This is a genomic window from Clostridia bacterium (genome assembly GCA_026414765.1).
Classification (GTDB): Bacteria; Bacillota; Clostridia; order Acetivibrionales; family DSM-27016; genus SKW86.
This window is the reverse complement of the sequence record JAOAIJ010000009.1, coordinates 201,134-224,772: the sequence shown is the minus strand read 5'-3', so window position 1 is coordinate 224,772 and position 23,639 is coordinate 201,134. Positions and strand designations below refer to the sequence as shown.

At 39.0% G+C, this 23,639-nt stretch carries 20 protein-coding genes; 8 read left to right on the top strand and 12 right to left on the bottom strand.

What is annotated here, in order from left to right; all coding sequences use genetic code 11:
* Nucleotides 1-104 precede the first annotated feature (104 nt).
* The 6 genes from N3I35_01995 to N3I35_01970 all read right to left on the bottom strand — a co-directional run bounded on the left by N3I35_01995 (nucleotide 105) and on the right by N3I35_01970 (nucleotide 8,026).
* Nucleotides 105-1,532 carry a HAMP domain-containing histidine kinase gene (locus N3I35_01995; protein ID MCX8128854.1) on the bottom strand — a complete coding sequence of 476 codons (1,428 nt, stop codon included), beginning with the start codon at nucleotides 1,530-1,532 and terminating at the stop codon, nucleotides 105-107.
* Entirely contained in the window at nucleotides 1,514-2,203 is a 690-nt protein-coding gene (locus N3I35_01990; GenBank protein ID MCX8128853.1) for a response regulator transcription factor, read from the bottom strand. The genes N3I35_01995 and N3I35_01990 overlap by 19 nt, the downstream gene beginning before the upstream one ends.
* 250 nt (nucleotides 2,204-2,453) lie before the next feature.
* Nucleotides 2,454-3,659 (bottom strand): 4Fe-4S binding protein, encoded by a 1,206-nt coding sequence (locus N3I35_01985; protein ID MCX8128852.1) that lies wholly within the window; start codon nucleotides 3,657-3,659, stop codon nucleotides 2,454-2,456.
* A gap of 58 nt (nucleotides 3,660-3,717) precedes the next feature.
* A complete protein-coding gene (locus N3I35_01980) occupies nucleotides 3,718-6,096 on the bottom strand; it encodes an FtsX-like permease family protein (protein MCX8128851.1) in 2,379 nt (792 codons plus the stop codon).
* A complete protein-coding gene (locus tag N3I35_01975) occupies nucleotides 6,093-6,791 on the bottom strand; it encodes an ABC transporter ATP-binding protein (protein MCX8128850.1) in 699 nt (232 codons plus the stop codon). Before N3I35_01975 ends, N3I35_01980 begins: the two co-directional genes overlap by 4 nt.
* 86 nt (nucleotides 6,792-6,877) lie before the next feature.
* Nucleotides 6,878-8,026: an isoprenylcysteine carboxylmethyltransferase family protein gene (locus N3I35_01970; GenBank protein ID MCX8128849.1), complete on the bottom strand. Its 1,149-nt coding sequence runs from the start codon at nucleotides 8,024-8,026 to the stop codon at nucleotides 6,878-6,880.
* A 178-nt stretch (nucleotides 8,027-8,204) separates the two neighbouring features.
* Here N3I35_01970 and N3I35_01965 point away from each other — a divergent pair, with 178 nt between their 5' ends.
* Nucleotides 8,205-8,879, top strand: a complete 675-nt coding sequence (locus N3I35_01965) for a response regulator transcription factor (GenBank protein MCX8128848.1) — start codon at nucleotides 8,205-8,207, stop codon at nucleotides 8,877-8,879.
* 1 nt (nucleotide 8,880) lies between these two features.
* Nucleotides 8,881-9,807 carry a HAMP domain-containing histidine kinase gene (locus tag N3I35_01960; GenBank protein ID MCX8128847.1) on the top strand — a complete coding sequence of 309 codons (927 nt, stop codon included), beginning with the start codon at nucleotides 8,881-8,883 and terminating at the stop codon, nucleotides 9,805-9,807.
* Nucleotides 9,808-9,902: 95 nt separating this feature from the next.
* On the opposite strand, the gene N3I35_01955 is transcribed toward N3I35_01960, so the two are convergent.
* Genes N3I35_01955 through N3I35_01945 form a run of 3 tightly spaced genes read right to left on the bottom strand, consistent with a single transcriptional unit; the run spans nucleotide 9,903 to nucleotide 11,712 of the window.
* Nucleotides 9,903-10,277 carry a hypothetical protein gene (locus N3I35_01955; protein ID MCX8128846.1) on the bottom strand — a complete coding sequence of 125 codons (375 nt, stop codon included), beginning with the start codon at nucleotides 10,275-10,277 and terminating at the stop codon, nucleotides 9,903-9,905.
* Between the two features lie 15 nt (nucleotides 10,278-10,292).
* Entirely contained in the window at nucleotides 10,293-11,048 is a 756-nt protein-coding gene (locus tag N3I35_01950; GenBank protein ID MCX8128845.1) for an exodeoxyribonuclease III, read from the bottom strand.
* Between the two features lie 13 nt (nucleotides 11,049-11,061).
* The gene (locus N3I35_01945; protein ID MCX8128844.1) at nucleotides 11,062-11,712 is read right to left on the bottom strand and encodes a TetR/AcrR family transcriptional regulator; all 651 of its coding nucleotides are present in this window, start codon (nucleotides 11,710-11,712) and stop codon (nucleotides 11,062-11,064) included.
* A 190-nt stretch (nucleotides 11,713-11,902) separates the two neighbouring features.
* Between N3I35_01945 and N3I35_01940 the strand changes: the two genes are divergently transcribed.
* The 6 genes from N3I35_01940 (at nucleotide 11,903) to N3I35_01915 (ending at nucleotide 19,903) form a co-directional block, all read left to right on the top strand.
* The gene (locus tag N3I35_01940; protein MCX8128843.1) at nucleotides 11,903-15,502 is read left to right on the top strand and encodes an efflux RND transporter permease subunit; all 3,600 of its coding nucleotides are present in this window, start codon (nucleotides 11,903-11,905) and stop codon (nucleotides 15,500-15,502) included.
* 64 nt (nucleotides 15,503-15,566) lie between these two features.
* Entirely contained in the window at nucleotides 15,567-16,328 is a 762-nt protein-coding gene (locus N3I35_01935) for a flavodoxin family protein (GenBank protein MCX8128842.1), read from the top strand.
* Nucleotides 16,329-16,466: 138 nt separating this feature from the next.
* Nucleotides 16,467-17,150: a response regulator transcription factor gene (locus tag N3I35_01930; GenBank protein MCX8128841.1), complete on the top strand. Its 684-nt coding sequence runs from the start codon at nucleotides 16,467-16,469 to the stop codon at nucleotides 17,148-17,150.
* A gap of 1 nt (nucleotide 17,151) precedes the next feature.
* Complete coding sequence (locus N3I35_01925; protein MCX8128840.1) at nucleotides 17,152-18,087, top strand: sensor histidine kinase; 936 nt, start codon at nucleotides 17,152-17,154, stop codon at nucleotides 18,085-18,087.
* 207 nt (nucleotides 18,088-18,294) lie between these two features.
* A complete protein-coding gene (locus N3I35_01920; protein MCX8128839.1) occupies nucleotides 18,295-19,218 on the top strand; it encodes an ABC transporter ATP-binding protein in 924 nt (307 codons plus the stop codon).
* Nucleotides 19,211-19,903, top strand: coding sequence for an ABC transporter permease (locus N3I35_01915; GenBank protein MCX8128838.1), 693 nt, complete (start codon nucleotides 19,211-19,213; stop codon nucleotides 19,901-19,903). The genes N3I35_01920 and N3I35_01915 overlap by 8 nt, the downstream gene beginning before the upstream one ends.
* A gap of 179 nt (nucleotides 19,904-20,082) precedes the next feature.
* Here the strand turns inward: N3I35_01915 and N3I35_01910 are convergent, their stop codons facing one another.
* The 3 genes from N3I35_01910 to N3I35_01900 form a co-directional block, all read right to left on the bottom strand.
* Nucleotides 20,083-22,407: an immune inhibitor A gene (locus tag N3I35_01910; GenBank protein MCX8128837.1), complete on the bottom strand. Its 2,325-nt coding sequence runs from the start codon at nucleotides 22,405-22,407 to the stop codon at nucleotides 20,083-20,085.
* Between the two features lie 272 nt (nucleotides 22,408-22,679).
* A complete protein-coding gene (locus N3I35_01905; GenBank protein MCX8128836.1) occupies nucleotides 22,680-22,883 on the bottom strand; it encodes a hypothetical protein in 204 nt (67 codons plus the stop codon).
* A gap of 205 nt (nucleotides 22,884-23,088) precedes the next feature.
* Nucleotides 23,089-23,331: a hypothetical protein gene (locus N3I35_01900; protein MCX8128835.1), complete on the bottom strand. Its 243-nt coding sequence runs from the start codon at nucleotides 23,329-23,331 to the stop codon at nucleotides 23,089-23,091.
* Between the last annotated feature and the right edge of the window lie 308 nt (nucleotides 23,332-23,639).

The window sequence follows — 23,639 nt, the reverse complement described above, 5'->3', positions numbered from 1 at the left end:
ATCAATAACTGCTATATTCAGATTTTAAGCGATATTTTTAAAGATTTTATAAAGGCAGGAGATAAAATCTGGTTTGATGGATTATTTCTCCTAAATTTGTTTAGTCAGAATGTGATACTAAATTCTATGCAGGCTCCGCCTTCAGGCATATTACAAGCTCTTACAGCACCACCATGTTTTTGGATTATTGATTTGCTGATATACAAGCCGAGACCGCAATGGCCTTTTACCACTGATCTTGATGCATCGCCCTTGTAGAACTTTTTAAACAGGTTGGACAAATCTTTTTCAGAAAAGCCGGCACCTGTATCGCATATTCTGAAGTGTGCCTCTGTTTCTAAAATTTCCAGGTTAACGCTGATAGTGCCCCCTTTTGGAGTATATCGCAAACTATTGCTCATGATATTGTCGAGAACCTGCGAAAGCCGACTGGGATCTACTGCGGTCATTGAATTTTCCTTACGGTTGTCACTTATCCTTTTTACAATTCTTATGTCCTTTTGTTCTGCCAGTACTTCATATTCTTGTACCCTGTTTTTCATAAACTGTACCAGATCCAATGGAGAAGGGGACAGCGTAAAATCCATACTGTCTATTTCAACCAGCAGATTCATCTCATCTATAAGATTTTTTGCCCGCTTTGCATTTTGTTCTATTGTATTCAGATAAGCGTCAAGCTTATCCCTGTTTTCCTTCATTCCGTCCTGCAGGGCTTCTATATGCCCTTGAATGATGGCAAGGGGAGTTCTCAAATCATGTGTTATAGCTGAGACCATTTCACGTCTGTCATGCTCAAGCTGCCATTCTCTTAACAAAGAAGTTTTGAGATTTGCCTTCATTTCCTCAAATGCTCTTGCCAGATCTCCTATTTCATTACTTTGTCTGTTTTCTATAGTAAAATCCAGATCCCTGCCCTTTATTTTTTCAACAGCATCCATTAACTCCCGCAAAGGAGTTTTAATTCTTCTACTAAGCTTTCTGGAAACTATGAGGGTGAATGTTATGAAACATATAAACGGTATGCTGATATCAATAAGTATAAATAGTATGGAATAGGAGTTGCTTTTTTGTGTCAATACCAGAATTTGCTGCACTTTGCCGGTATCAGGGTGCATCAGGGGAATATCAACGGTTGATGAATTTATCAAGGTGCTCCTTATTTCATGTATCATATTTGTAAGGAAACCGTCATGATCTATGCTTATGTTTTCTTTACCCGAACTGTATACTACATTATTAGCGGCATCCTTGATTAAGAAGCTGAGATTATGCGTGTCTGCAAGATTGTTTAGTTCATCGATCCTTTTACCATTTATAATAAAACTGCTGTTTCTATGTGCATATTCTATAATCTCTGTCATATTTGCCCTTTTTATATCTGACGAATGGAAGCCTTTTACGGAATGAAATATAAGATAGAAGGACATTACTGCAGCAATTGACGTAATTATGCTCAATATCAGAACAATTACGTAGGATGAGATAAATTCCTTTTCTATTGTAATTCTTTTTTTCATTTTATTCTTTCCCATTTATAGCCCACCCCCCATACGGTAGAAATATATTCATTCTGTGAATCGGCAGCATTCAGTTTTGAACGGATTTTCTTTACATGCTCCGCTACACCTGCTGAATCCCCCATAGCATCATATCCCCATACCTTCTCATAAATCTGGTCTTTGGAAAATGTAATACCGGGGTGTAGGGCCAGAAGTTCAATGATATCAAATTCACGCTTTGTAAACACGATTTTATTATCCTTGCAGAATACCTCACGCCCTTTTAAATCTATAGCAAGATTTCTGTACTTTAAAAAAGTTTTATGAAGAACTGAGGAAGTTCTCTTTTCCCGCCGGAGATGGGCCTGAATGCGCACTTTTAGCTCTCTCAGACTAAAAGGCTTTGTCAGATAGTCATCTCCTCCTATCGCAAGACCCTTAATCTTGTCGGACTCACTCTGAAGAGCACTTAAAAAAATTATCGGACAGGATACGATGTCCCTTATGGCTTGACAAACTTCATATCCGTCTTTACCCGGCATCATGATATCCAGGATTATAAGATCCGGGTGCTTCATAGCACAGCTTACAGCCTGGTCACCATTGGTTGCGGTCATTACTTCATATCCCTCGCAAATCAGTGCATCTTTTATAAAAGATATTATTCCTTCTTCGTCATCGGCAATCAGTATTTTTTCTGGCATATTCCATCTCCTTAATGAAATCAAACTATCTCAGGCTGTTGATTAAGTATAACAGGTAAAATTCACCTAACATGGCGTACTAAGTTAATTATATTTTATTTGTGCATATAACTACAAATTTTTTGTCTTATTTTCTATTTTAGATAGTGAATATAAAGAATTCATAAAGATCTGGATTTTTTACAGACGGTGAAAAACGTAAACATAAACTAAACCCACTCAAGTATATTTTCACATGAGTGGGTTTAGCCTATTCTTTTGCATTGCTTAACGCATCTTTAACAGCGTTGATTATCCCGTTGCTTGTAAGGGTCGCACCTGAAACCACATCAACATCAAGAGATTGGGAAGAAATAATTTTCTTTGGAATCGTCCTGAAAGGTTCTTCATAATAGCCTCTAGATTCCTTGTGTGACAATATTTCTATTTCGGAAACACGGCCGTTTTTCACTTTAACCAGGACTGTGAGGTTTTTGCGGCGGCCACGGGATACACCTTTGAACACACCATCCTTGTATGTCAATTCTTCCGGAATATCGATGCCTGAATCACTCTGACAAGTATTATCAGTGTAAGAAGCAGTATACGGATTTGATACGGAATAGCCTTTTGCATTAGCGTATGAACTTATATAGCTGCTTGAAAGGTAGGAGAAAATTATAGTTAGAGCTGCAAAAGTAATATACTTGCTTCTAGTAATATTTCTGCATAGAAAATGTATCTTTATGTTATCTTTCGGACAATAATCAATGCATTTTAGGCAGTCTATACATTCACCGCTCTTTTGTTGCTCCATATCATCAAGGTTTATATTCATGGGACACTTTGACTTGCAGACACTGCAACTACTACAGTTAGAAGATACCTGTTTGCTTATTTCTACAAACCTTAATCTGGAGATTATCGACAATACTGCTCCAAGCGGGCACAGATACTTGCAGAAAAATCTTTCAACAAACATTGAGCCTATAAGTATCAGCAATAACAAAATGTAAGCCGCCGGTCTAACAAAAAAAATACCTGGAGCTTGTGTTATCTGGTCAAAAGCAAGCCATGGACTATAGTTTTCGGACGGAAGCAGCTTCAATGTCCACACAAAGCCGAAGATGAAAAGAAGGATGGCATATTTAAGGTATTTTAACAGAGCATCTGCCAGAGGGCTGATTGTAAATCTCTTTCCAAACACTTTACTTGATATCAAATATAGAAAATCATTCAGTGATCCAAAAGCGCAAAACCAGCCGCAGAAAAACCTTCCGAACAGTATGCACAAGAAAACCACCGAAATAATCGGACTCAGTGATATACTCAGCTTTGTGATGTTTAGACTTTGTATCAGGAGCATACCATAAATGGCTTTAAGGCCATCAAATGCTCTGGAGAACATTTCTGAAACAAGAATGAAAGATAGGATTTTTACTACTGTTCTAAGTATGGTATTTTTTTTCGTCCACATAAGCTCACCTTGTTAAGTCATAATGAATATTTGTTAATCACTTTTATTTTTTAACTCTTCATTCATAAGCCAGTGTATCTTTTATACTCAGGCTTGATGCCCTCCTGGCTGCGGTCCTGCTTGAAAAATAGCCTGTTGTGACTGTCAAGACAAGCCAGATCATAAAGGGGACGATAAAAGATGTGAAATCTATATTAAGCGGGGTATCAATGATTATGTATCCAAAAACATATGCTCCCATTATTCCCGCAGGAATACCAACAAGGATGGAAATTAACCAGCTTAAGATACATATGAATATACTCTCTGCTGTAACAACTCTTCTTATTTGTAACTTTGTTGCTCCCATGGCTTTCATTATACCTATCTCTTTTGTCCTCTCTGAAACCTGTACACTCATTGTGGAGGTCAGTCCAAAAGAAGCAACAACTACTACCATTAATGAAACTATAAGAAAAGATACCAGAATAATCATAAAGTGACCTGACAGAATTTTGTACTGTTCATTTTTACTTTCACCCTGGAAGATATTTATATTTTGTTTTTCAAAGCTATCCTCAATTCTATGATATAAAATATCCTTGTTTGCATTACCAGGGGCGATTGATAATTTAATGCAGTTCTGTCTTGCTTTTTCAGGGATAAGCCGGTCAAAGCTTTTTTTGTTCAGTAAAATAGCTGGAGAACCCAGTTCTTTTACTGTTCCGATGATTTTAAACTGTTCTTCGGAATTTCCGATAAGAAAAGTAATTGTATCCCCAAGTTTATAGTCAGGTTCTGAAAGAAAAAACTTATGCCCGACTATGATTCCATTTGTATCACCTTCTATAAACCACCTGCCATCCATAATTTCTGGCTTCATCATTTTTGTATCGTGGGAAGGGGCTATGATAGTGTAAAGATTACCGAGCTTGCCGTCTTTGTATTTATGCTTGCCGCCACTGACCCCCCAGCTTTCGTACTGTTTTATTTCCGGAATTTTTTTTACTGCATGAGCCAGTCTCGCATCATCAATATAGGAACTGGTAGTAATCTGATAGTCGTACCCGAGTGTTTTTATACTTTTTGACAGAGTACCCTGGAGAGACATCATGGATGTCACTACTGCCACAAAAATAGCTCCACCCAGAGTCAGAGTGGCAATATTCATGTAAAGCCGGCCTTTACGTCTTAGTGCATTTCTGAGTGACATAATTACTGGTCTGGAAAATGCTTTGAATATACCAAGCTGGGGTGAAGATAAATTACTGCTTGCTTTTATGCCGTTTATGCCATAATTGCTTAGCGCATCTTTGACTGTCGCCCGTATGCCTCTTTTTATTGGAAAGAAAGAGACTAAAAGTGGGACAGTTATTCCTGAAACGCAGAATAGCACATATAAATACCCTGGTATACCGCTATCAGGGAGTGGCATATTACCCAGCCTCATAAAGAGAACAGAGAGGGTTTTGGAAATAAGTACAGACGAGGGAAATGACACCGCTACTGTAATCAGCACTAAGAGGAGGATTGCAAGCATATATACCGGGAATATATTTTTTGTCCTTGCTCCGATAGCTTTAAGAATTCCAATCTGTCTGATTTGATTCGATAGAATGGTTGACAGAAGGCCGCTCATAATCATGCATCCAAATATAAAGGACACTACTGAAAAAATACGCAATATGAAGAGTACTGAATCATATTCATCCATATGAATACTGACGCCCGGATTTTTTGATATGTCCAGGCCCTTTAGCTTGTAACCGTTGTGTTCCAACAATTTCATATACTCATTGCTTATTGCCAATATATCGGACTTTTCATATTTGTTGCCTGCAATGATAAAATCAATCCTGTTACCTTGCAGTCCCAATTCTGCCAGCGTGTCGTATGCTACATATGCATATACGGTGTTGTGAATTGAAGCAGGGTGCAGATTGATATCGTTGACAACACCTGTTACCTTGAATTCTTGCAGACGGGAATCAGGGAGGAGGATGGATATGGTGTCATTCAGTACCGCATCTGCTACTCCCAGGGCATCTCTTTCAATAAGAATTTCACCCCTGTGAGGTTGGAAATCACCGGACAGACTACGGATTTTATTTATTTTCATCTTGCTGAAATCTTTCACAGCGAACAAATGAAGGGTTTTCCATTTGTTATCACTTGTCTTCATTCTCAATTCGTAGAAGCCTTTTTCTTCAAAGTCATTGAAACCCTTGAATTCTCTGGTTAAAGACACAAGTTTGTCATCAACCCTGTCAACTGTAACAGTGGCAGAAGAAGGGTTGATTGCTGAAAAAACATTCACTATCTCCCTGTTGACTATATCGTAGGAAAATAACATGACCCCAAAGGCTATCATACCGACTGTTATAGCAAGAAGTGACATGACAGCTCTGAATTTATCCTTGAACAAATCACGGATAACTTTTATAAACAACCTTTTCATCCTGCACTAACCCCCATTTCAAGAAGAGTGTCTTCAATGATTTCTCCATCTCTTATAAGGATTCTCCGGCTGGCTCCCTTGATTATCTCCCTTTCATGAGTGACCATGATTACTGTCTTGCCTTCCTGCTTTAACTTGTTGAATAGCTCGAAAATTATTTCTGCATTTTTAGTATCAAGGTTCCCTGTAGGTTCATCAGCTACAATGATATGGACATCGTTAGCCAAAGCTCTTGCTATGGCCACGCGCTGCTGCTCTCCGCCGGAAAGGGCACTGGGCATTTTGTCTGCATGCTCTGAAAGCCCCACCTTTTTAAGTAATTGAATTGCTCTGGCTTTTCTGTCTTTCACAGGAATCTTCTTAACAAGGTCCATAGGGAGCAGAATGTTTTCAATGACAGACAGGGTAGGTATCAACTGAAAGAATTGAAAAATTATTCCCATGTTCTTCCCTCTGAAGCCGGCCATACTTCCTTCATCCAGATTAACTATACTGGAGTTGTTTATAATAACATCCCCGCTTGTTGGCTTGTCAACTCCAGTCATAATATTCAGAAGCGTTGATTTGCCACTCCCTGATTTACCCATTATCAGTACGAATTCGCCTTTACCTATATCAAAGGATATATTCTTCAAAACCTTGTTACTGAGAGATTGATGCTGATAAACTTTATTAATACCTTTAATACTGATCATATTAATCCTCCTTGTATGCTAAAACTATATGATGCTGAGAAGCTGCTGTATTTAGTAAAATGGACTTGCCGGAAACTTGTACAAAACTAATAGACTGCAACAGGTATGTTCTCATACTTTATCTTTTCTGGCATTTCCATTATTTTCGTGACCTTTTGCCCGGATACATCAACCCATACCTCAATAATGGCGTGTCTCTTTACAACGTTGGTAAGGATTTCCTTGCTGGATATTGATTTGCCTGGCCTGATGTCTGCTTTGGTCAGTATAACTTTGAATGAATTATTGTCATAATCTGAAGGAGAATAATGTCCGGATCCTCTCTTTATACCGTTCATCGGGACTTCTGCTGCGAACCATTCACTGGGCAGAACGTAATTCAGATATTTGGTATCCCTGTCCTTTTCTACCTTTTCCATAATAGCTTTTACCCTGGTATCTGAGTTGACAATGTCCAGTATACTGTTTAGCTTTCCGGGTTCAATCTTACAAAGTGAAATGTTTGCAGAATTACCAGTATAGACAGCATACAGGCTGTTCAGGGCGAGTGTGTTCAAGCCCTTTGCAATAATGAGTACAACAGCCAGTGTAAGTATATAAGTACAGAGAATGGTAATAAGCTTTTTAGACCTTGATACAGGTGAGGCAGGTGTTTTTTTGGCAAAGGGTATTTTAAAGGGGAAGAACATGTTGGTCTTATTTTTATAATCCGTATACGACTGGCCGAATTTTTCCTCACATTCCATTTCTTCAGCCTTTGCAAGCAAATAGTATGCGAACAGCATGGTAGTGAACATGATCAGAACGATGTAGCGGGGCCACATTAGTAATAACCCGAAGCTGCATATGATAAATGAAGCATATTGAGGATGTCTTATAAAATTGTAAATACCTCCGGTAACCGCTCCTTTCCTGGCAAGTTTGTGGTAGTATACCTGGGATGCACCGATGCAGAACCCCAGAAAGCCGGAAAGAGCTAAAATAATACCCACTTTATTATGCAAGTTTACGAGTGTGGATGTGGTTTCTCTTACGTTATGTGGAAGAAAGTAGGATACAAGCCACGATAATACGGGAGACCGGTTGAAAAAATCCAGTGCAGGCTTGTAAGCCGAATAGAAGTATACTGCAAAGGGACTAGCCATGTATAGGAATTCAAAAGCTATCAGGAAATAGAATACAGCTACACCCCAAAATGTCCTTTTTACTGCCTTTTCTTTTTTTACAGTTGTCATTTTTTTTCTCTCCTTTTTATTTTCTTAACCTGGCACAATACATTAATTTGATTTCATATAAGGATTTTTACATACCAATCTTAGAATCAGCTTAGAATTTTTATGTTTATGTAAAGAAATTTTCTAATGAAATTTTAAGGAATGTAAGATAAGATAGTATTAAAAGAAGGTGATGGATGTGAGGATACTACTGGTGGAGGATGAGCAGGGGCTGGCAGATGCCCTTGAATACATACTGAAGAAAAACAAGTTTCCGGTAGATGTGGCTTACGATGGAATTACAGGTCAGGATATGGCTGAGAGTGATATATATGATCTTATTATTTTAGACCGGATGCTGCCAGGCAGGGAAGGCGTAGAAATACTAAGAAACCTCAGGGCAAAGGGCATAAAAACGGCTGTAATATTTCTAACAGCAAGAGATTCTATAGGTTGCAGAGTTGAAGGGTTGGATGCCGGAGCAGATGACTACCTTGTGAAACCATTTTCTACAGAAGAGCTTCTGGCGAGAGTCAGAGCACTTGGAAGACGTTATGATAAAGAACTGCTGGGTGATAAGATTTGTATTGCCTCTCTTTCATTAGACCCCTTACGCTGCGAAGCAGTCTGCGGAAGCGAAACAATAAAGCTCACTTTGAAAGAAGCGCAGTTACTGGAGCTTCTGATGAGAAACTATGGGCAGGTACTTACAAAGGAGCAGATATTGCAAAGAGTATGGGGGTTTGACAGTGAAGTAGAAATGAATAATGTGGAAATATATATATATTACTTAAGAAAAAAGCTTGACCCGTCCCTATCAGGAATAAGCATAGATACAGTCAGGGGAATAGGATACTGTCTGAAGGAGGCGTGATATGTTCAGGAAGCTGAGATTGAGATTGACTTTTTTTATTATATGTGTAATAGGCGTTATGCTGGTTTTGCTTGCGCTAGCGATACTAACCGGTTCTTCCTATGTTGCGGAACAAAACGATATCCGCAAACATGAGCTTACGGTCAGAATTATTTTTTCTGTTATTTTATGCCTTGTATTTGTTTTTTTCGGTAGTCTGTTTATATCGGGTAGAGTCATAGTTCCCATAAAAAAAGCCTGGCAGAAGCAGGTGGATTTTACGGCTGATGCTTCACACGAATTGCGTACACCACTGGCAGTAATACAGACAAATCTTGAGCTGGTCATGGGGAATCCGGATGAAACTGTAGAGAGCCAGAACAAGTGGCTGGAGAATATGCTTAACGAGAGCAAGCGAATGTCCAAACTGATAGACGATCTGCTCACACTGTCAAGATCCGATGCAAATCAGCAGACTCTTGAAATGAACCGTTTCATGCTGGATGAAGCTTTACATGAAGCCGTCGATCCTTACAAGCCTATCGCAGCCGCTCAGGGGATGACCTTGGAACACAACTCGCTTTCTGGAGTCGAGTTTATTGGAGACAGAAACAGAATAAAGCAGCTTATTATAATACTGATCGACAATGCGTTAAAGTATACCGGCAATGGAGGGCGGATAGAGGTAGTAATGAAAAGAAGGGATAAACATGTAGAAATAGCAGTTGAAGATACCGGTGTAGGAATAGAAAAGGAGCATCTATCAAGAATTTTTGACCGTTTTTACAGGGTTGACAAAGCCAGGTCCAGAAATAAAGGTGGTTCAGGATTGGGGCTTGCTATAGCAAAATGGATTGTGGATGAGCATAAGGGACAGATAAAAGTGGAAAGCACACCGGGGAAGGGTACAAGGTTCACTGTTTTACTTCAGGTCTTAGACCAGAAGTGAGTATTTCATAAACATATGAATCAAGCTAATAAAGCCAGATTTTAAGATATAGTACCGTTTGTCAGCTATTAAAAATAGCCGGCAAACGGTTTTTCTTATAGCTGGGAGTGAGGAGCAGGCATGTTATAGAGTGTCTGTATGCTATTGTATGCTTCTATGCCCTGTTCATTGCTTTTATCCATGTTTTGCCTGTCAGAACCAAAAAGCATGAAGAACAATACTGCCACAAGTATTAATGCTGCAGCTATGAAAATTAACAGGTTTCTACGGCTTTTTGATACCAACGATACGATAGATAATACAATTTGTCTGAGTGTATCAATGATGGAATTTGGGTTATACCGGAATTCCCGTCTGCATACAGGGCATGTGACGGATATTTTTCCCTTATCCAGAGGAACTCTTAGCTTATTCCTGCAATTTACACAATTAATTACAATTCTACTATCAGGTGAATACTGGTTTCTCATTTTATTCCCTCCAAGCTATTTAATAACAAGTTCTACCGGGCAGTGGTCCGATCCTGGCACTTCAGAATGAATAGTTGCCTGAAACAGACTGTCTTTAAGCCTTTCAGAAACACAGAAGTAGTCAATACGCCAGCCTGCATTCTTGGCCCGTGCATTAAACATATAAGACCACCAGGTGTATGCATCCTTTTTATCAGGGAAGAAATACCGGTAGGTATCTATGAAGCCCGTATAAAGAAGCTCAGTAAATTTACCTCTTTCTTCATCTGTAAAACCTGCATTTTTTCTGTTTGAGGATGGATTTTTCAAGTCTATTTCCTTATGTGCAACATTCAGATCTCCGCAAATAACGACTGGTTTCTTTGAATCAAGATTTTTTAAATAACATCTGAAATCATCTTCCCACTTCATTCTGTAATCCAACCGCTCCAATCCCCTTCTTGCATTAGGGGTGTAAACGTTTACGAGAAAAAATTCATCATACTCAAGGGTTATTGTACGGCCTTCGCTGTCATGCTCCGGCATGCCAAGACCATGCGATGCATTTATAGGCTTTATACGGGAAAAAACTGCTGTACCCGAATACCCTTTCTTTTCAGCATAATTCCAGTATTGATGGTATCCGTCAAGCTCAAGACTGATCTGACCTTCCTGCAGCTTGCTTTCCTGTATGCAGAAAACGTCGGCATCCACACTCCTGAAAAAGTCCAGAAACCCTTTTTCCATACACGCCCTAAGTCCGTTTACGTTCCACGAAATCAGCTTTATCATACAAACTCTCCTTCTACTGTTTTGTCAAAAATCCATGCTTCAGAAACTTAACCAGCATATCAAATATACTCATTAATTCATCATCATTTATATCAAGATCAGCAGCCTCATCAATCAATCTTTTATGGTTTATGCCCGTCATTTCAGCCATATAATCGTCAAGGCCTGTTGCTGCTCTGAACATGCAATGCATGATAAAATCCACATCCATGTCCTTTCTTAAAGTTTCTTCATTTTGAGCCCTGATTATCAGGCCTCTGATTATTGACGGGGCTTTCAGATGCTTTGAAAATGCTTGCCGCCTTAGATTATCCTGAGTAAAAACCTGTAAGAGAAATTTTCCGTATATAGGATATATCAAGTCAAACTTCAAATGATGAAACATTGTATTTTTGAATAACTCAAATACGTCAGTAGTAGTTAAATCTACATGTTCATCAATATAGGCGGATTTTTTCCTTACCGAATACTCTATCAGGTATGAGTACAACTCACTCTTTGTATCAAAATATCTGTAAAAACTGCCTTTTGCTATACCAAGCTTGCTTATTATTTCATTTAAAGAAGCTGATTCATAGTCATGCTTGCAAAATACCTGCAATGAAATCTCAATTATTTCTTCCTGTTTTTCTATAGGTAGATTCAAGAAGGTTTTATTAGGCATGGTACATCCTCCGCTTTTCCTTAGCTATTCTTATTATAAAAGTAATACTGCCCAATAATCAATAAAATTTATTTTATCGGTATTGACAGCAGGATTTTAGGGTGTTATATTTAGACCATAAGGTCGCGACCGATTAGTCGCTTACATTATAACATAGTAATTTCCATGAATCAATAGGAGGTATAAACGTATGGGTATATTTACTAAATTTTCGCTAAAGAATGTTCTGGTAATCATTATCCTCGTCATAATGATTATTTCCGGAGGGTTGATTTCAACCAGTACGATAAACAAGGAAAGTATGCCGGACATAAGCATTCCTACTTTATTAGTATCAACTCTTTACCCTGGAGCAAATCCCAGGGATGTAGAGGATGAAGTATCGGGACATATCCAGAAAACTCTTTCCGGCATTGAAGATGTTAAGAGCGTACAAACATATTCTACGGACAATATGTCAATTGCTGTAGTGGAATTGTCGGACAATTCTGATATTGAGGATGTAAAAAGACAGGTAGAAGAAGCCGTAAACAAGGTAAAACTGCCTGAAAGGGCGCAGAAGAGCCAGGTGTTGAGTGCAGGATTTAATATGTACCCGATAATCACATATTCTATAGAAGGTGATATGCCTGAAAAAGATATTTCCCGCCTTGTACAGGAAAAAGTCATTGCTGAACTGGAGGGCATAAAAGGCGTTTCTATTGTTGATATACAGGGGAACCAGGCAGAAAAAATTTATATCAGGCTGGACGAACAAAAATTGAGAGAACACGGACTGACTGTCAGGGATGTAAAAGATGCCTTTTCAATGAATGATATTTCCTTTCCTCTGGGGCAGGTATCGCAAAACGGAGCTGCTTTTGGTATACGCCTGACAAACAAACTGCTGACTGTAAACGATATTAAGTCGGTTCCTATTATTGTCCCCTTCAGTCAAAAATCATTTATGGAAAAAGTGGGAGGCGGCTTCAAAGGTGTTGAAAAAGCCATCTCTGATATGGGGAAGGCGGTCAGCAGCATTGGTCAGGGATTAGAGCAAACGAGTGAAGCAGTGGGGCAGATAGGCAACGGTATGAGCTTGCTTCAGCAGCAAATGGAGCGTATGGGGCAAATGATAGGCAATAATAACAGACAGTCTGCAATACTTGCCGGTCTTCAAAGGAATCAGAGCGTAATCCAGTCTCAGAAGGAGATACTTGCAAATCCGAAGACCAATGAACAGCAAAGAAATGCTGCTATTGCTCAGATCAGCAGTGCTCAAAAGGAAATAGAGGCACTGCAGACAGAACTAAAGTTATTGCTTGATGAAGCTTTAAGGCACACAACAAATACCAGGGCAGCAGCCAATGCCAACGCTAAGAATGTGGGTGGAAAAACAAATTTTAGTGATATACCGGCTAAAAACACTGTTGAATCAAATTCTGACAGCGACACTCAAGACACCAGTGAAGCAGGATTGATAAAAACGGTATTTTTATCCGAGCTGGCAGATGTTACAATAGCACCTGAGAATACTCAGTTCTATTCAAGGAATAACTTAAAGAAAAGCATGATACTAAACGTATTTAAAAGTAATGATGCAAATACCATAGAAATATCTGAGAGAGTAAAGAGTGTTTTAGACAAGATAAAGAGTGAAAACGAAGGTCTGCATTTTAACCTTATCTCCGATTCGGCAGAGGGGGTAGAAGAATCTGTAAACGGTATGGCGAGAGAGGGGCTGATAGGGGCTGTTCTTGCTGTGCTTGTCATTGCTATATTTCTTAGAGATTTGAGGGCAACTATAATTTCTGTTGTTTCCATACCTATATCCATTTTAGCTGCAATCATTATATTGCCATGGTTTGACATAACTCTGAATTCCATGTCTCTAGGAGGTATTTCTGTTGCTATCGGACGGATTGTAGATGACTCTATAGTTGTTATGGAAAATATCTACAGAAGGTTTCAGGCTTCAGCAGCGGAAAAACGGACAGAAAAGGAAAAACTTCTGCTCGAGGCTTCAAATGAAGTAGGTTCGGCAATCACCTCTTCAACCATTACTACAATTGCTGTATTTATTCCACTGGGATTTGTTACAGGCGTTGTTGGAAAAATATTCACTGCTTTTGCAATAACTGTCGTTGTATGCATGCTGGCTTCACTTCTGGTTGCAATAACCGTAGTACCGGCCATGAGCAAGCTTATGCTGCTAAACAGCAAAATGAAGCATGTGGAGGGAACAGGAAGAATTCAGATGCTTTATAAAAGAATATTGAGATTCTGTCTCTCTCACAGGCTTGCTGTAACAGTTGTGTCACTTTCACTTGTAATCGGGTCTTTTGGACTGATAAGTAAAACAGGTATACAATTCCTTCCTGCCACTGAAAGCAAGCTGTTGAGTATAAAGCTGAATATGAAGCCGGGAACAGCCTTTGAACAAACAAACCATAAGGCTATGAAGATAGAAGAATACCTGACAGCAGATGAAAATGTGAAGACGGTTGTTTCAGCTGTTGGAGATACAAGTGCTTCACAGGGTGCAAAAGTTAATATGCAGGGTGTAAATCAGGCTTCCTTCAAAGTAATTCTCAAAGATGATGTTAATATCGGCAAAGCCGTTGATAAAATCCGTGAAGGCTTGAGCACTCTTGAAGATGAAAATGCGGGTATAACAGTATCATCACAGCTTGATGTAGGTACAGGTGAAACCCTTGATCTGATGGTACAGGGTAATAATACCGATGATATCAGAGCAGCATCGGAGCTCATCAGAAAAGAAATAGAAGATATCAAGGGGTTGAAAAACATCAGCAATAACCTGGCTGATGAAAAGAATGAAATAGTGATTAAGGTAAATATGGAGAAGGCTTCACAGCAGGGTTTGAATCCTACAGCAACAGGGGGGCTCATAAGAAGCGCTCTGAATTATGATAATATAATGAAAATAGAAAAAGACAGCACTGACATAAATGTCGGGCTTGGAATAAAGCAGGAGGATATGGACAGTACGGATAAAATCAGACAACTTGAGTTTAACGGTGCAAACGGAATCTTAAAGCTGGGTGATATAGCAGACGTAAGTGTCCAGAAAACTCCGGTGAGCATCTCCAAAGAGGATGGAAAGCTATATGCTTCTATAGAAGCCGACATTGCAGGACAGGATACACAGAAAGTATCCAGAGAGGTATTGGATAGAATCGATAAAATTAAAGCGAAGCTTCCTGAAGGAACTACATATGATTTGAGAGGAAGTAATAAAAACATAACCGAGGGATTCGGACAGATGGGTATTGCCATACTGACAGCAGTGTGTATGGTGTTTATAGTAATAGTAATAACCTTCGGGAGCATAATTTACCCCTTGGCAATAATGGTATCCTTGCCGTTTGCAGGTGTGGGAGGAATATTTACTCTTTTCATAATGGGCAAACCCATAACAATGACAGCTATGATAGGAATGCTTATGCTGACAGGAATTGTTGTAACAAACGCTATAGTGCTTTTGGACAGGGTAAAAACAAACCGGAACTCAGGCATGCCGGTGAATGAAGCTCTTGAAGAGGCAGGGGCGGTAAGGCTGAGACCTATATTTATGACTGCGATAGCTACAATTATAGCCTTGATCCCGACTGCATTCGGTTTTTCCGGAGGTAACGGGGATATGTCTGCAGATCTTGCACTGGTTGTATTAGGAGGCCTTAGCTTATGTACCCTTCTGACACTGATTATTGTGCCTGTAGTCTTTAGTTATCTGGAAGGAATAAGGAGTATAAGCGGCGTAAACAGAAAAGGTACAGAAGCGCTTTGACAGAAGATTGAAGTGCTGGGGGTAAAGAACTATAAGAAAAGTATTCAGGTATGGAGGGAACTATATGAAGATATTAGCTATAAACGGAAGCCATATGGGTGAGAAGGGTTTTACACAAACATTGCTTAACAAGATGAGAGAAGGAGCAGTTGCGGCAGGTGCAGACTTTGATACGGCAATTCTGGCTAAACGAAGGATCAAGCCTTGTCTGGGCTGTGAAGTATGCCACACTGAGAAGAGCTATTTGAAATGTGTATTTGAGGATAAGGACGATGTGGCAGAAATCTTTCAAAATATGAAGGAAGCTGATATCATAGTTTATGCTACCCCTGTATATGTCTTTAACATGTCCGGATTGATGAAGAATTTTATTGACAGGATTAACTCAACAGCTGATATTCATAAAATGCAGGTTTCAAAAAAAGGATTGTTCTTTCATCACATAAACCGGGATATATGTTCAAAGCCCTTTGTACTGCTGACTACCTGCGGAAACATAGAAAACGAGACTACGAAAAACGTTGTATCATATTTCAGAACATTTTCAAGATTCATGGATGCGCCTATGGTTGGTACACTTGTCAGACAATCAAGCTTTATACTTCAGAGCAAAAGTGATAGAGAGCTGGCGGAAAAGAAGTCAGTATTTGACGCTTTTTTTGATGCAGGCAAAGAGATAGCCATAAAAGGAAAAGTCAGTAAAAGAACTCAGAAACGGGCGAATCAGAATGTAGTAAAAATGCCTCCACTTGTCAGGTTATTGATGAAGTTTAAACCTTTAAGGGCGAAAATTATTGAGGAAGGCTTGAAAAGAAATGCAGTATAAGGAACTTTAACCGAGGATTTGTAAACAGCAAGAGCTTTGGAGGTTTGATAACCTCCTTTTCTTATGGTATGATTTTACTAGATGAATAATAGAATTTTTCGTTTAAGGCTTTTGGGAAGGTGAACCATGCATAGTATTTTGCTTGTTGAAGATGAAGTTTCCATAAGCGAGATGGTAAAAGACTATCTGATTAAAGAGGGCTTTTCCATTACTTGTGCTTTTAATGGAGAAGAAGGCATTGCCAGGTTTTTAAACGGCTCGTTTGATCTGATTATACTGGATATTATGATGCCTAAGCTTGATGGCATGGAAGTAATGAGAGTTATCAGGGAGAAAAGCCAGGTACCCATACTCATCATGTCGGCAAAAGATAGTGATGTGGATAAAGCTATAGGCTTGGGATTGGGGGCCGATGATTACATCACCAAGCCGTTTTCAATGATAGAAATCTCTGCAAGGGTAAAAGCTGCCATAAGGCGGGCAACCAGGTATTCGGCCGGTGTGAAGAAGGAAGAAACCAAGGTGATTAAGCTTAACGACCTTGTTATAGATTTGGATAATTTTTCCGCAAGCAAAAACGGTGAGAATATAAAACTTACATCAAAGGAATTTGAGATTCTCAGGCTGTTTGCAACCAACCCCAGCAGGGTATTTACCAAAGCTCAAGTTTACAGCCTTGTCTGGAATGATGACTATTTCGGAGATGAAAATGTAATCAATGTACATATGAGAAGATTGAGAGAAAAAATTGAGGATGATGCTTCAAATCCCAAATACATAAAAACCCTGTGGGGAATTGGATATAAGCTAGGGGAATTTTGACATGGAATTGATTTTATTGATAATTGTTGCTGTACTGCTAAGCATTATCTATATCCAGTATAAAGCAAAAAAGGACAGAAGCTCAGATCTTAAATACGTATGTGAGAAGCTGAATAGCATTATAAGTGATAAAACCGGTGAAAAGCTGCTGGTTGTGACTGATGACACCGAGTTAAGAGGGCTTCTCATAGAGATCAACAGTCTTCTGGATTATAATCAGAAAGCATTTGCAGACTATAACAAGACTGAAATATCCATGAGAAAAATGCTCTCAAATATTTCTCACGATCTCAAAACTCCTCTTACTGTAGTGTTGGGATACATAGAGACCATCAGGCTGGATAGCAATATCAGCAAGGAAGACAGGGAGGTATTGCTGTCCAGAGTGCAGAACAAAACGCTGGAAATACTGGAACTTATAAATAAGTTCTTTGACCTGGCCAGACTGGAGTCAGGAGACAAGGAGATTCCACTGACCAGGATAAATATGAATGAGGTATGCAGGAAAAACATTCTGGTTTTCTATGATACTTTAACCTCGAAGGGTCTTGAAGTTATGATTGAGATTCCCGATGAAAATATTTATGCATCAGGGAATGAGGAAGCGCTTGGGAGGATAATGAATAACCTTATATCCAATGCAATCAAGTATGGATGTGAAGGAAAGGTTATAGGATTGACCCTTAGGGGTGATGAGGAGTCTGTGTATGTGGATATCTGGGATAGGGGCAAAGGAATCAGTGAGCCGGATAAAGACAGGGTGTTTGAGAGAATGTATACCATTGAGGATTCAAGAAACAAGCTTCACCAGGGGAGCGGGCTTGGTCTTACCATAACTAAGAGACTTGTTGAGAGAATGGGAGGAGAAATCATTCTATACAGCAAGCCTTATGAAAAGACAGTATTTACGTTTGCTTTAAGAAGGATTTGTTACTAAGCCAGCCGGTTTGTGAGTTGAAATGGACAAGATGTGGATTTAAGGATCTTGTCCGTTTTTTTTGAATTATTCAAAGCATTCAATTCCAGAAGTAAAAATTGGCTTGAAGAACGAGTAACTTAATAAATTTGTAAGAATTGATTAAGAAAAAAGAGAATTCCGGAGTTTAATATAAAGGTATAGTACAAATTGAAAGGAGATGTCAGTGTGTCGTATATATTAAGAACAAATAACCTTACAAAAACCTTTGACGGAAAAGCAGCTGTGTCAAATGTGGGTATGCATATAAAAAAAGGTGAGATATATGGCTTTCTGGGACCAAATGGAGCAGGAAAAACAACAGTAATGAAATTGATTGCAAACCTTATCAAGCCTACCGGCGGAGAGATTGAGATATTTGGGGAAAAGCTTACGGATAAGTCTTATGAGGTTCTTAAAAGAATAGGGTCAATCATAGAATATCCCGTATTCTATGATAAGCTTTCTGCCAGAGAAAATCTGGATCTTCACTGTGAATATATGGGATACCATGATAAGAAGGCTATTGATAAGGCATTGGAACTGGTTAACCTGAAAGATACAAAAAGCAAAGCCGTAAAAGACTTTTCGCTGGGGATGAAGCAGAGACTGGGAATAGCCAGGGCCATTACTACAAAGCCGGAGTTTCTGATACTGGATGAACCTATCAACGGGCTTGATCCTATAGGCATTAAAGAGCTTAGAAACCTATTCAGGATGCTGTGTAAGGAATATGGCATTACCATGCTTATTTCAAGTCACATTCTTGGAGAAATAGAACAGATAGCAGATACGGTAGGCGTCATAAACAATGGGATACTGATAAAAGAAATATCTATGGACAGCATAAGAGAAAGCAATACCGAGTATGTAGAAATAGTTACCGGAGACTGTAAAAAAGCGGCATATATCCTGACCAATGACCTTGGGATATCCAATTTCAGAATTATGGATAACAGCGTTATAAGAATATACGATTCAGGGATACCACAGAGCAGTATTTCAAAGGCTCTCATTCTAAATGATATTGCAATAGAATCTATTAACAGCAAAAGCAATTCGCTGGAGGATTACTTCCTGAATTTATTGAATGGAGGCGGTGTAGGTGCTTAAACTGATTAAGCTGGAAATTAGAAAATATAAAATAAAAGGATATATACGGGGGGCATTGATTGCCAATCTGGTCATTATAGGATTTTTGTTCCTTATGAACTATACCGGAAAGGCTGAAGGAGATATAATAAGAAGTTATGACGAAGCTTTTGCCATTATTGACACCTTTGTCAAAGGTACATTTATGATTTTTTCATCTGTATTGATAGCAAATATTATTATAGACGAGTATAGAAGCAAAACAATCAATGTAATGTTCATGTATCCGATAAACAGGAAAAAGCTGTTTGCTGCCAAACTGGTTATAGTTTTAGTATTTTCTTTTACATCTATAATATTGTCGGATATTATTGTGAGTTTTTCCTACTACTTCTTAAATTCAATATTCAGCTTTGTCACGGAGGAACTTACAAGCACGGTAATTGTAAACAGCTCAATCAAATTTTTTATGAATGCTTTGGCTTTTTCCGGTGCAGGTCTGATACCTCTCTTTTTCGGAATGAGGAAAAAATCCTTTCCTGCAACTATAGTATCTTCGATACTGATTACATCCATCCTCAGCTCCAGCAGTAATGATTTCTCCCTGGGTTCAATTATAGCAATACCTATGACGCTTGCCGCTGTAGGGATACTGGTTGCATATCTGACCATAAGGAATATTGAACATGCCGATGTTGAAAATTAGATCAAATCAGATGCAGCCACCTGCAGTAGCGATTTCAACAGAGCATAAAACCTATACTTTGTGGTTATAGGGAAAATATATGGGCATGCCTTAAGATGGGAATTGCGGATTGTGTGTACAAAAAGGGAACCACTGACGGGATATATATCCTATCAGTGGTTCTCCTTTCTGTCTTTGGTCTATTTATAAAGAACAATCTCTGTAGTCGAATTATCCTGCGATTGTCCTGCTACCTTGAACTTAAGCCCAAATTTCGGAAGCTGGAGACCTGCACTTGGGGCTTTGTTATTCCAATAGCTTTGCGAATCGCTGAACTCAGGAACTGCCTGTTTTCCCTGCAAAAGCTTGGTCTTGCCGAAAAATGTAAATACTTTGTCCGGAACGGAAGTCAAGCTGAAAGAAGCATCATGGATTTGTATTCTTGTTCTGATGTCAACTCCATTAGCTACAATTGGTGTAGGATGTGAATCTACAATTCCCAGGAAACCATAACCAGGATGGATACCTACCCAATTGTCCACGTAAGCATCATTTGCGTACCATACAAGCATACCAGGTTCCTGCGGGAAAAACTCTACTGTTCCGGCTATTGGATCAACCCAGTTATACCCGTAGTTAAGTGCTGCATCTGTTCCTTTTGGAGTTCTCCACTCAATAAGATAATAATTGTCCTTGTGTTCAAAGCCCTGATAACGGGTAAAGCCGTTACCTCTGTATTCCCAACTGCCGGTGTCGGTTTCGGCATTGTCCTGGAAAATCACATTTCCATCAGATGTAACAACCTTTATACTATCCAGATAAATACCTTTTTCCAGATATCCGCCGTCAGTAGTGCACATGAATCGGATTTTTACCTGTTTGCCGGAATAAGGGGATAAATCTATTTTCTCGTTTATCCAACCGTTACTGCTGCCGTTATAGGTTTTCAAATTAGTCCAATTTATTCCGTTATTTGTTGAGACATCAATATATGCATAGTCATATCCTTCTTCTATAAAGAACCAGGTCCAAAAATCAAGTGTAATATGACTGCTTTCAGGTAAAGTAAGAGTAGTGGCCATAGATGTGTTAAGATCATTTTTATTCTGACTGAACCATTCATAACTGCCTTCAAATGGTGCTACTGTCTGTACGGCTTGTTTTGGCAGGTTAACTTTGATAACCTGGCTGTTGGTGCCTCTAACTGTTGACTGATCCAGGTTTAAACTAACCCCGTCCTTTGTAATGGCAGATGAATCAACTTCCTTTACTCTTATCCAGTTACCGCCATAAATTCCCTGGAGCATTATCCGTCCCCATGGGCTGATTGATGCCGGTTTGGTTCCCAGAGGTTTTCCCGTCCAACTGCCGCTTGACATCAGCGAATAGAATCCCACTGCATCTCCATTGCCGCTATACCTGGTATCATACTCATCAGGGATTCCGAGATCATGCGCAAACTCATGGCAGAATACACCTATACTTCCGTTTTCTCCTTGCATTATGTAATTATACGCCCTTATTTCTGTACCGGGTATTTTGTATAAACCTCCCAGATCCCAACTGTGAGCCCAAAGTGCATTTGTTCCCTGTGCTCCTCCTCCACCGCTTTCGTCGATTCCAGCATGCACAATAACGAGGCGGTCGACTATTCCATCAGGCTCATAAAAATTTCCGTCAGTGTCCAGGTCATAAGGATCTTCCAAATCATAATCTTCAAAGGGTACTCCAGCTTTTGCCGCTTCTGACAATACATCCTTGACCAGATCCCTTGGGTTTCCTGGAGCTTTATCATCAGTACCGTCTTCCGTATTGTCGCCGTAGTAGGCTTCAGAATGTGGAAGTTTGAACCAGCCGTAAGAATTTCCCTCAACCCTGAAACTTCCTCCTGATTGTTCAAGATAGTAGTCTATCATACTATCCAGATGCAAACTGCTGCCATCTTTGTCAACAGCGTCATAGCCACCTTTGGTGAACAACATTCTGTTGTAGTGTTCCAGGCTGAAATTCTTTACCCACATATCCGAGTTGTTTTGGACACCTGGCTTTTCAATATTATTATGAAGGGGTCCATCGTCATACACGTCATTGCCAAACTCAGCAAGAAGTATCAGTAGCCTGGCTTTTTTTACTTCTCCATTCCAGGGAATATTCGATGCTCCCTGAGGTGTTGTCATACCTTTGCCAAATTTTTTTCCGTGAAGAAGGTTGGTGTAGTCGAGATTTTTTTCCCCACAGGTTACAATACTTCGGAGCAAACTTTGCTTATCAGCCTCTGAATTTATTACAGCAGCGGCTGTCATTTTTTTGTGGAGATATGTATTTACTGCACTTTCAATTTCCTCAGGGGTAGCACTTTTGCTTATTGCACCTTGCTTTATAAGCATAGCAGCTATTTTTCCCTCGTTTGGAGGAACAAGACTTATTGCAGACTTCTGCAGCGAACCCTCAATTGGGCAGGCGGCAAATGAGATGGAACCGACTAACAGTGATACTACCAGCAGTAGGGTTAAAATCCTCTTCATAAGAAAAACCTCCTTTGTTTTGTCGCATGCTTAGTAAGCTAAAATTAATTTACTAATGCAACGATATGTATATATAGATTTTATTCAATAAAAGATGAAAATAGTGTAGAAAAGGCTTGTCAGAATATAAATTTGTCAGTTGCCCCCAGAATCATGGATATACACAAATAAACGAACTTTCGTGGACAACAAAAAAGCATATGAAAACAATATGTTAACATATGCTTAAATGTACTAATTGACATTAATATAAGAAAAACACGGTACGTTTTTTAGTACTCTTCTTCCTGAACATCATAAACAAAATTACAAGAGTCACACCTATACACAACCAGTAATCCAAAGGACTCACTATCAGTTGATTCAGCATGAATTAATCCGCCGCAGCTGCATTTTTTCGGATAGCCTTTCATACAGGTACAGCATTCGGTATGACGAGAATTGTGATGAGAGAGATCGATTGTAGTATTATTCATAACAATCAACTCCAATTCGTTTTTTAAGTAAGTATTTATGTATTAATTTTATTATGTTTCATCACGAATGTAAAGCAATTTGGAATGTATACATGAATAGCATCCGATTTACTCGGTCTATATTGAAAATTAAGTCAAAAATATAAGAAAAATGATATAATTGACAGAAAAATAAAGCAAAAACGCAGTATATGTGAAAAAAATATCAAAGTTTTGATTGACATAAACTTATAATAATATAAAATATAAAGTAGATAAGTTTTAATAATCCTGTCAATGGCGGCAGTAAAATATTCCACTGATAATCACTGATTATTCCCTGTAAATAATGAATAACGAATCTATCAGGGTATGTGGGCATTTGCAGCTGCCACACACCTGATAAAAGCTTCTTTGCATGGGTCTTAAGAAGTGCCTTCGGAATCCTGCTCTTCAAGCGCAAATTCATCAGTGCCCGCAAAAACAACTATTATTAGGTAAATGATGAGGTACAATGTATACAATATACTATGTGCATAAGCGAAACTTGATAGCAGAGTGTTGCAGAGCTTGGCGCTATTTGGAAAATTAGGCATGTAAAACTGGTATACACTTAAAGGATCGGTTGGATTTTAATTAATATATCAAGGTGGGAATGATTAAGCAGGCTAATTTTTAGAATGAACAAAGAAGTGAAATAAATACATTTACCCCAATAGAAAGTATAGTAAAGCTTTTTGTGTGCCCGGTGGGATGATTCATTTGGTGCACTGGGGA

Excerpts from the sequence above, each read along its gene's own strand:
- N3I35_01995 (MCX8128854.1), bottom strand. The coding sequence starts at position 1,532 with ATGGGAAAGAATAAAATGAAAAAAAGAATTACAATAGAAAAGGAATTT.
- N3I35_01990 (MCX8128853.1), bottom strand. The coding sequence starts at position 2,203 with ATGCCAGAAAAAATACTGATTGCCGATGACGAAGAAGGAATAATATCT.
- N3I35_01985 (MCX8128852.1), bottom strand. The coding sequence starts at position 3,659 with ATGTGGACGAAAAAAAATACCATACTTAGAACAGTAGTAAAAATCCTA.
- N3I35_01980 (MCX8128851.1), bottom strand. The coding sequence starts at position 6,096 with ATGAAAAGGTTGTTTATAAAAGTTATCCGTGATTTGTTCAAGGATAAA.
- N3I35_01975 (MCX8128850.1), bottom strand. The coding sequence starts at position 6,791 with ATGATCAGTATTAAAGGTATTAATAAAGTTTATCAGCATCAATCTCTC.
- N3I35_01970 (MCX8128849.1), bottom strand. The coding sequence starts at position 8,026 with ATGACAACTGTAAAAAAAGAAAAGGCAGTAAAAAGGACATTTTGGGGT.
- N3I35_01960 (MCX8128847.1), top strand. The coding sequence starts at position 8,881 with ATGTTCAGGAAGCTGAGATTGAGATTGACTTTTTTTATTATATGTGTA.
- N3I35_01955 (MCX8128846.1), bottom strand. The coding sequence starts at position 10,277 with ATGAGAAACCAGTATTCACCTGATAGTAGAATTGTAATTAATTGTGTA.
- N3I35_01950 (MCX8128845.1), bottom strand. The coding sequence starts at position 11,048 with ATGATAAAGCTGATTTCGTGGAACGTAAACGGACTTAGGGCGTGTATG.
- N3I35_01945 (MCX8128844.1), bottom strand. The coding sequence starts at position 11,712 with ATGCCTAATAAAACCTTCTTGAATCTACCTATAGAAAAACAGGAAGAA.
- N3I35_01940 (MCX8128843.1), top strand. The coding sequence starts at position 11,903 with ATGGGTATATTTACTAAATTTTCGCTAAAGAATGTTCTGGTAATCATT.
- N3I35_01935 (MCX8128842.1), top strand. The coding sequence starts at position 15,567 with ATGAAGATATTAGCTATAAACGGAAGCCATATGGGTGAGAAGGGTTTT.
- N3I35_01925 (MCX8128840.1), top strand. The coding sequence starts at position 17,152 with ATGGAATTGATTTTATTGATAATTGTTGCTGTACTGCTAAGCATTATC.
- N3I35_01910 (MCX8128837.1), bottom strand. The coding sequence starts at position 22,407 with ATGAAGAGGATTTTAACCCTACTGCTGGTAGTATCACTGTTAGTCGGT.
- N3I35_01905 (MCX8128836.1), bottom strand. The coding sequence starts at position 22,883 with ATGAATAATACTACAATCGATCTCTCTCATCACAATTCTCGTCATACC.
- N3I35_01900 (MCX8128835.1), bottom strand. The coding sequence starts at position 23,331 with ATGAATTTGCGCTTGAAGAGCAGGATTCCGAAGGCACTTCTTAAGACC.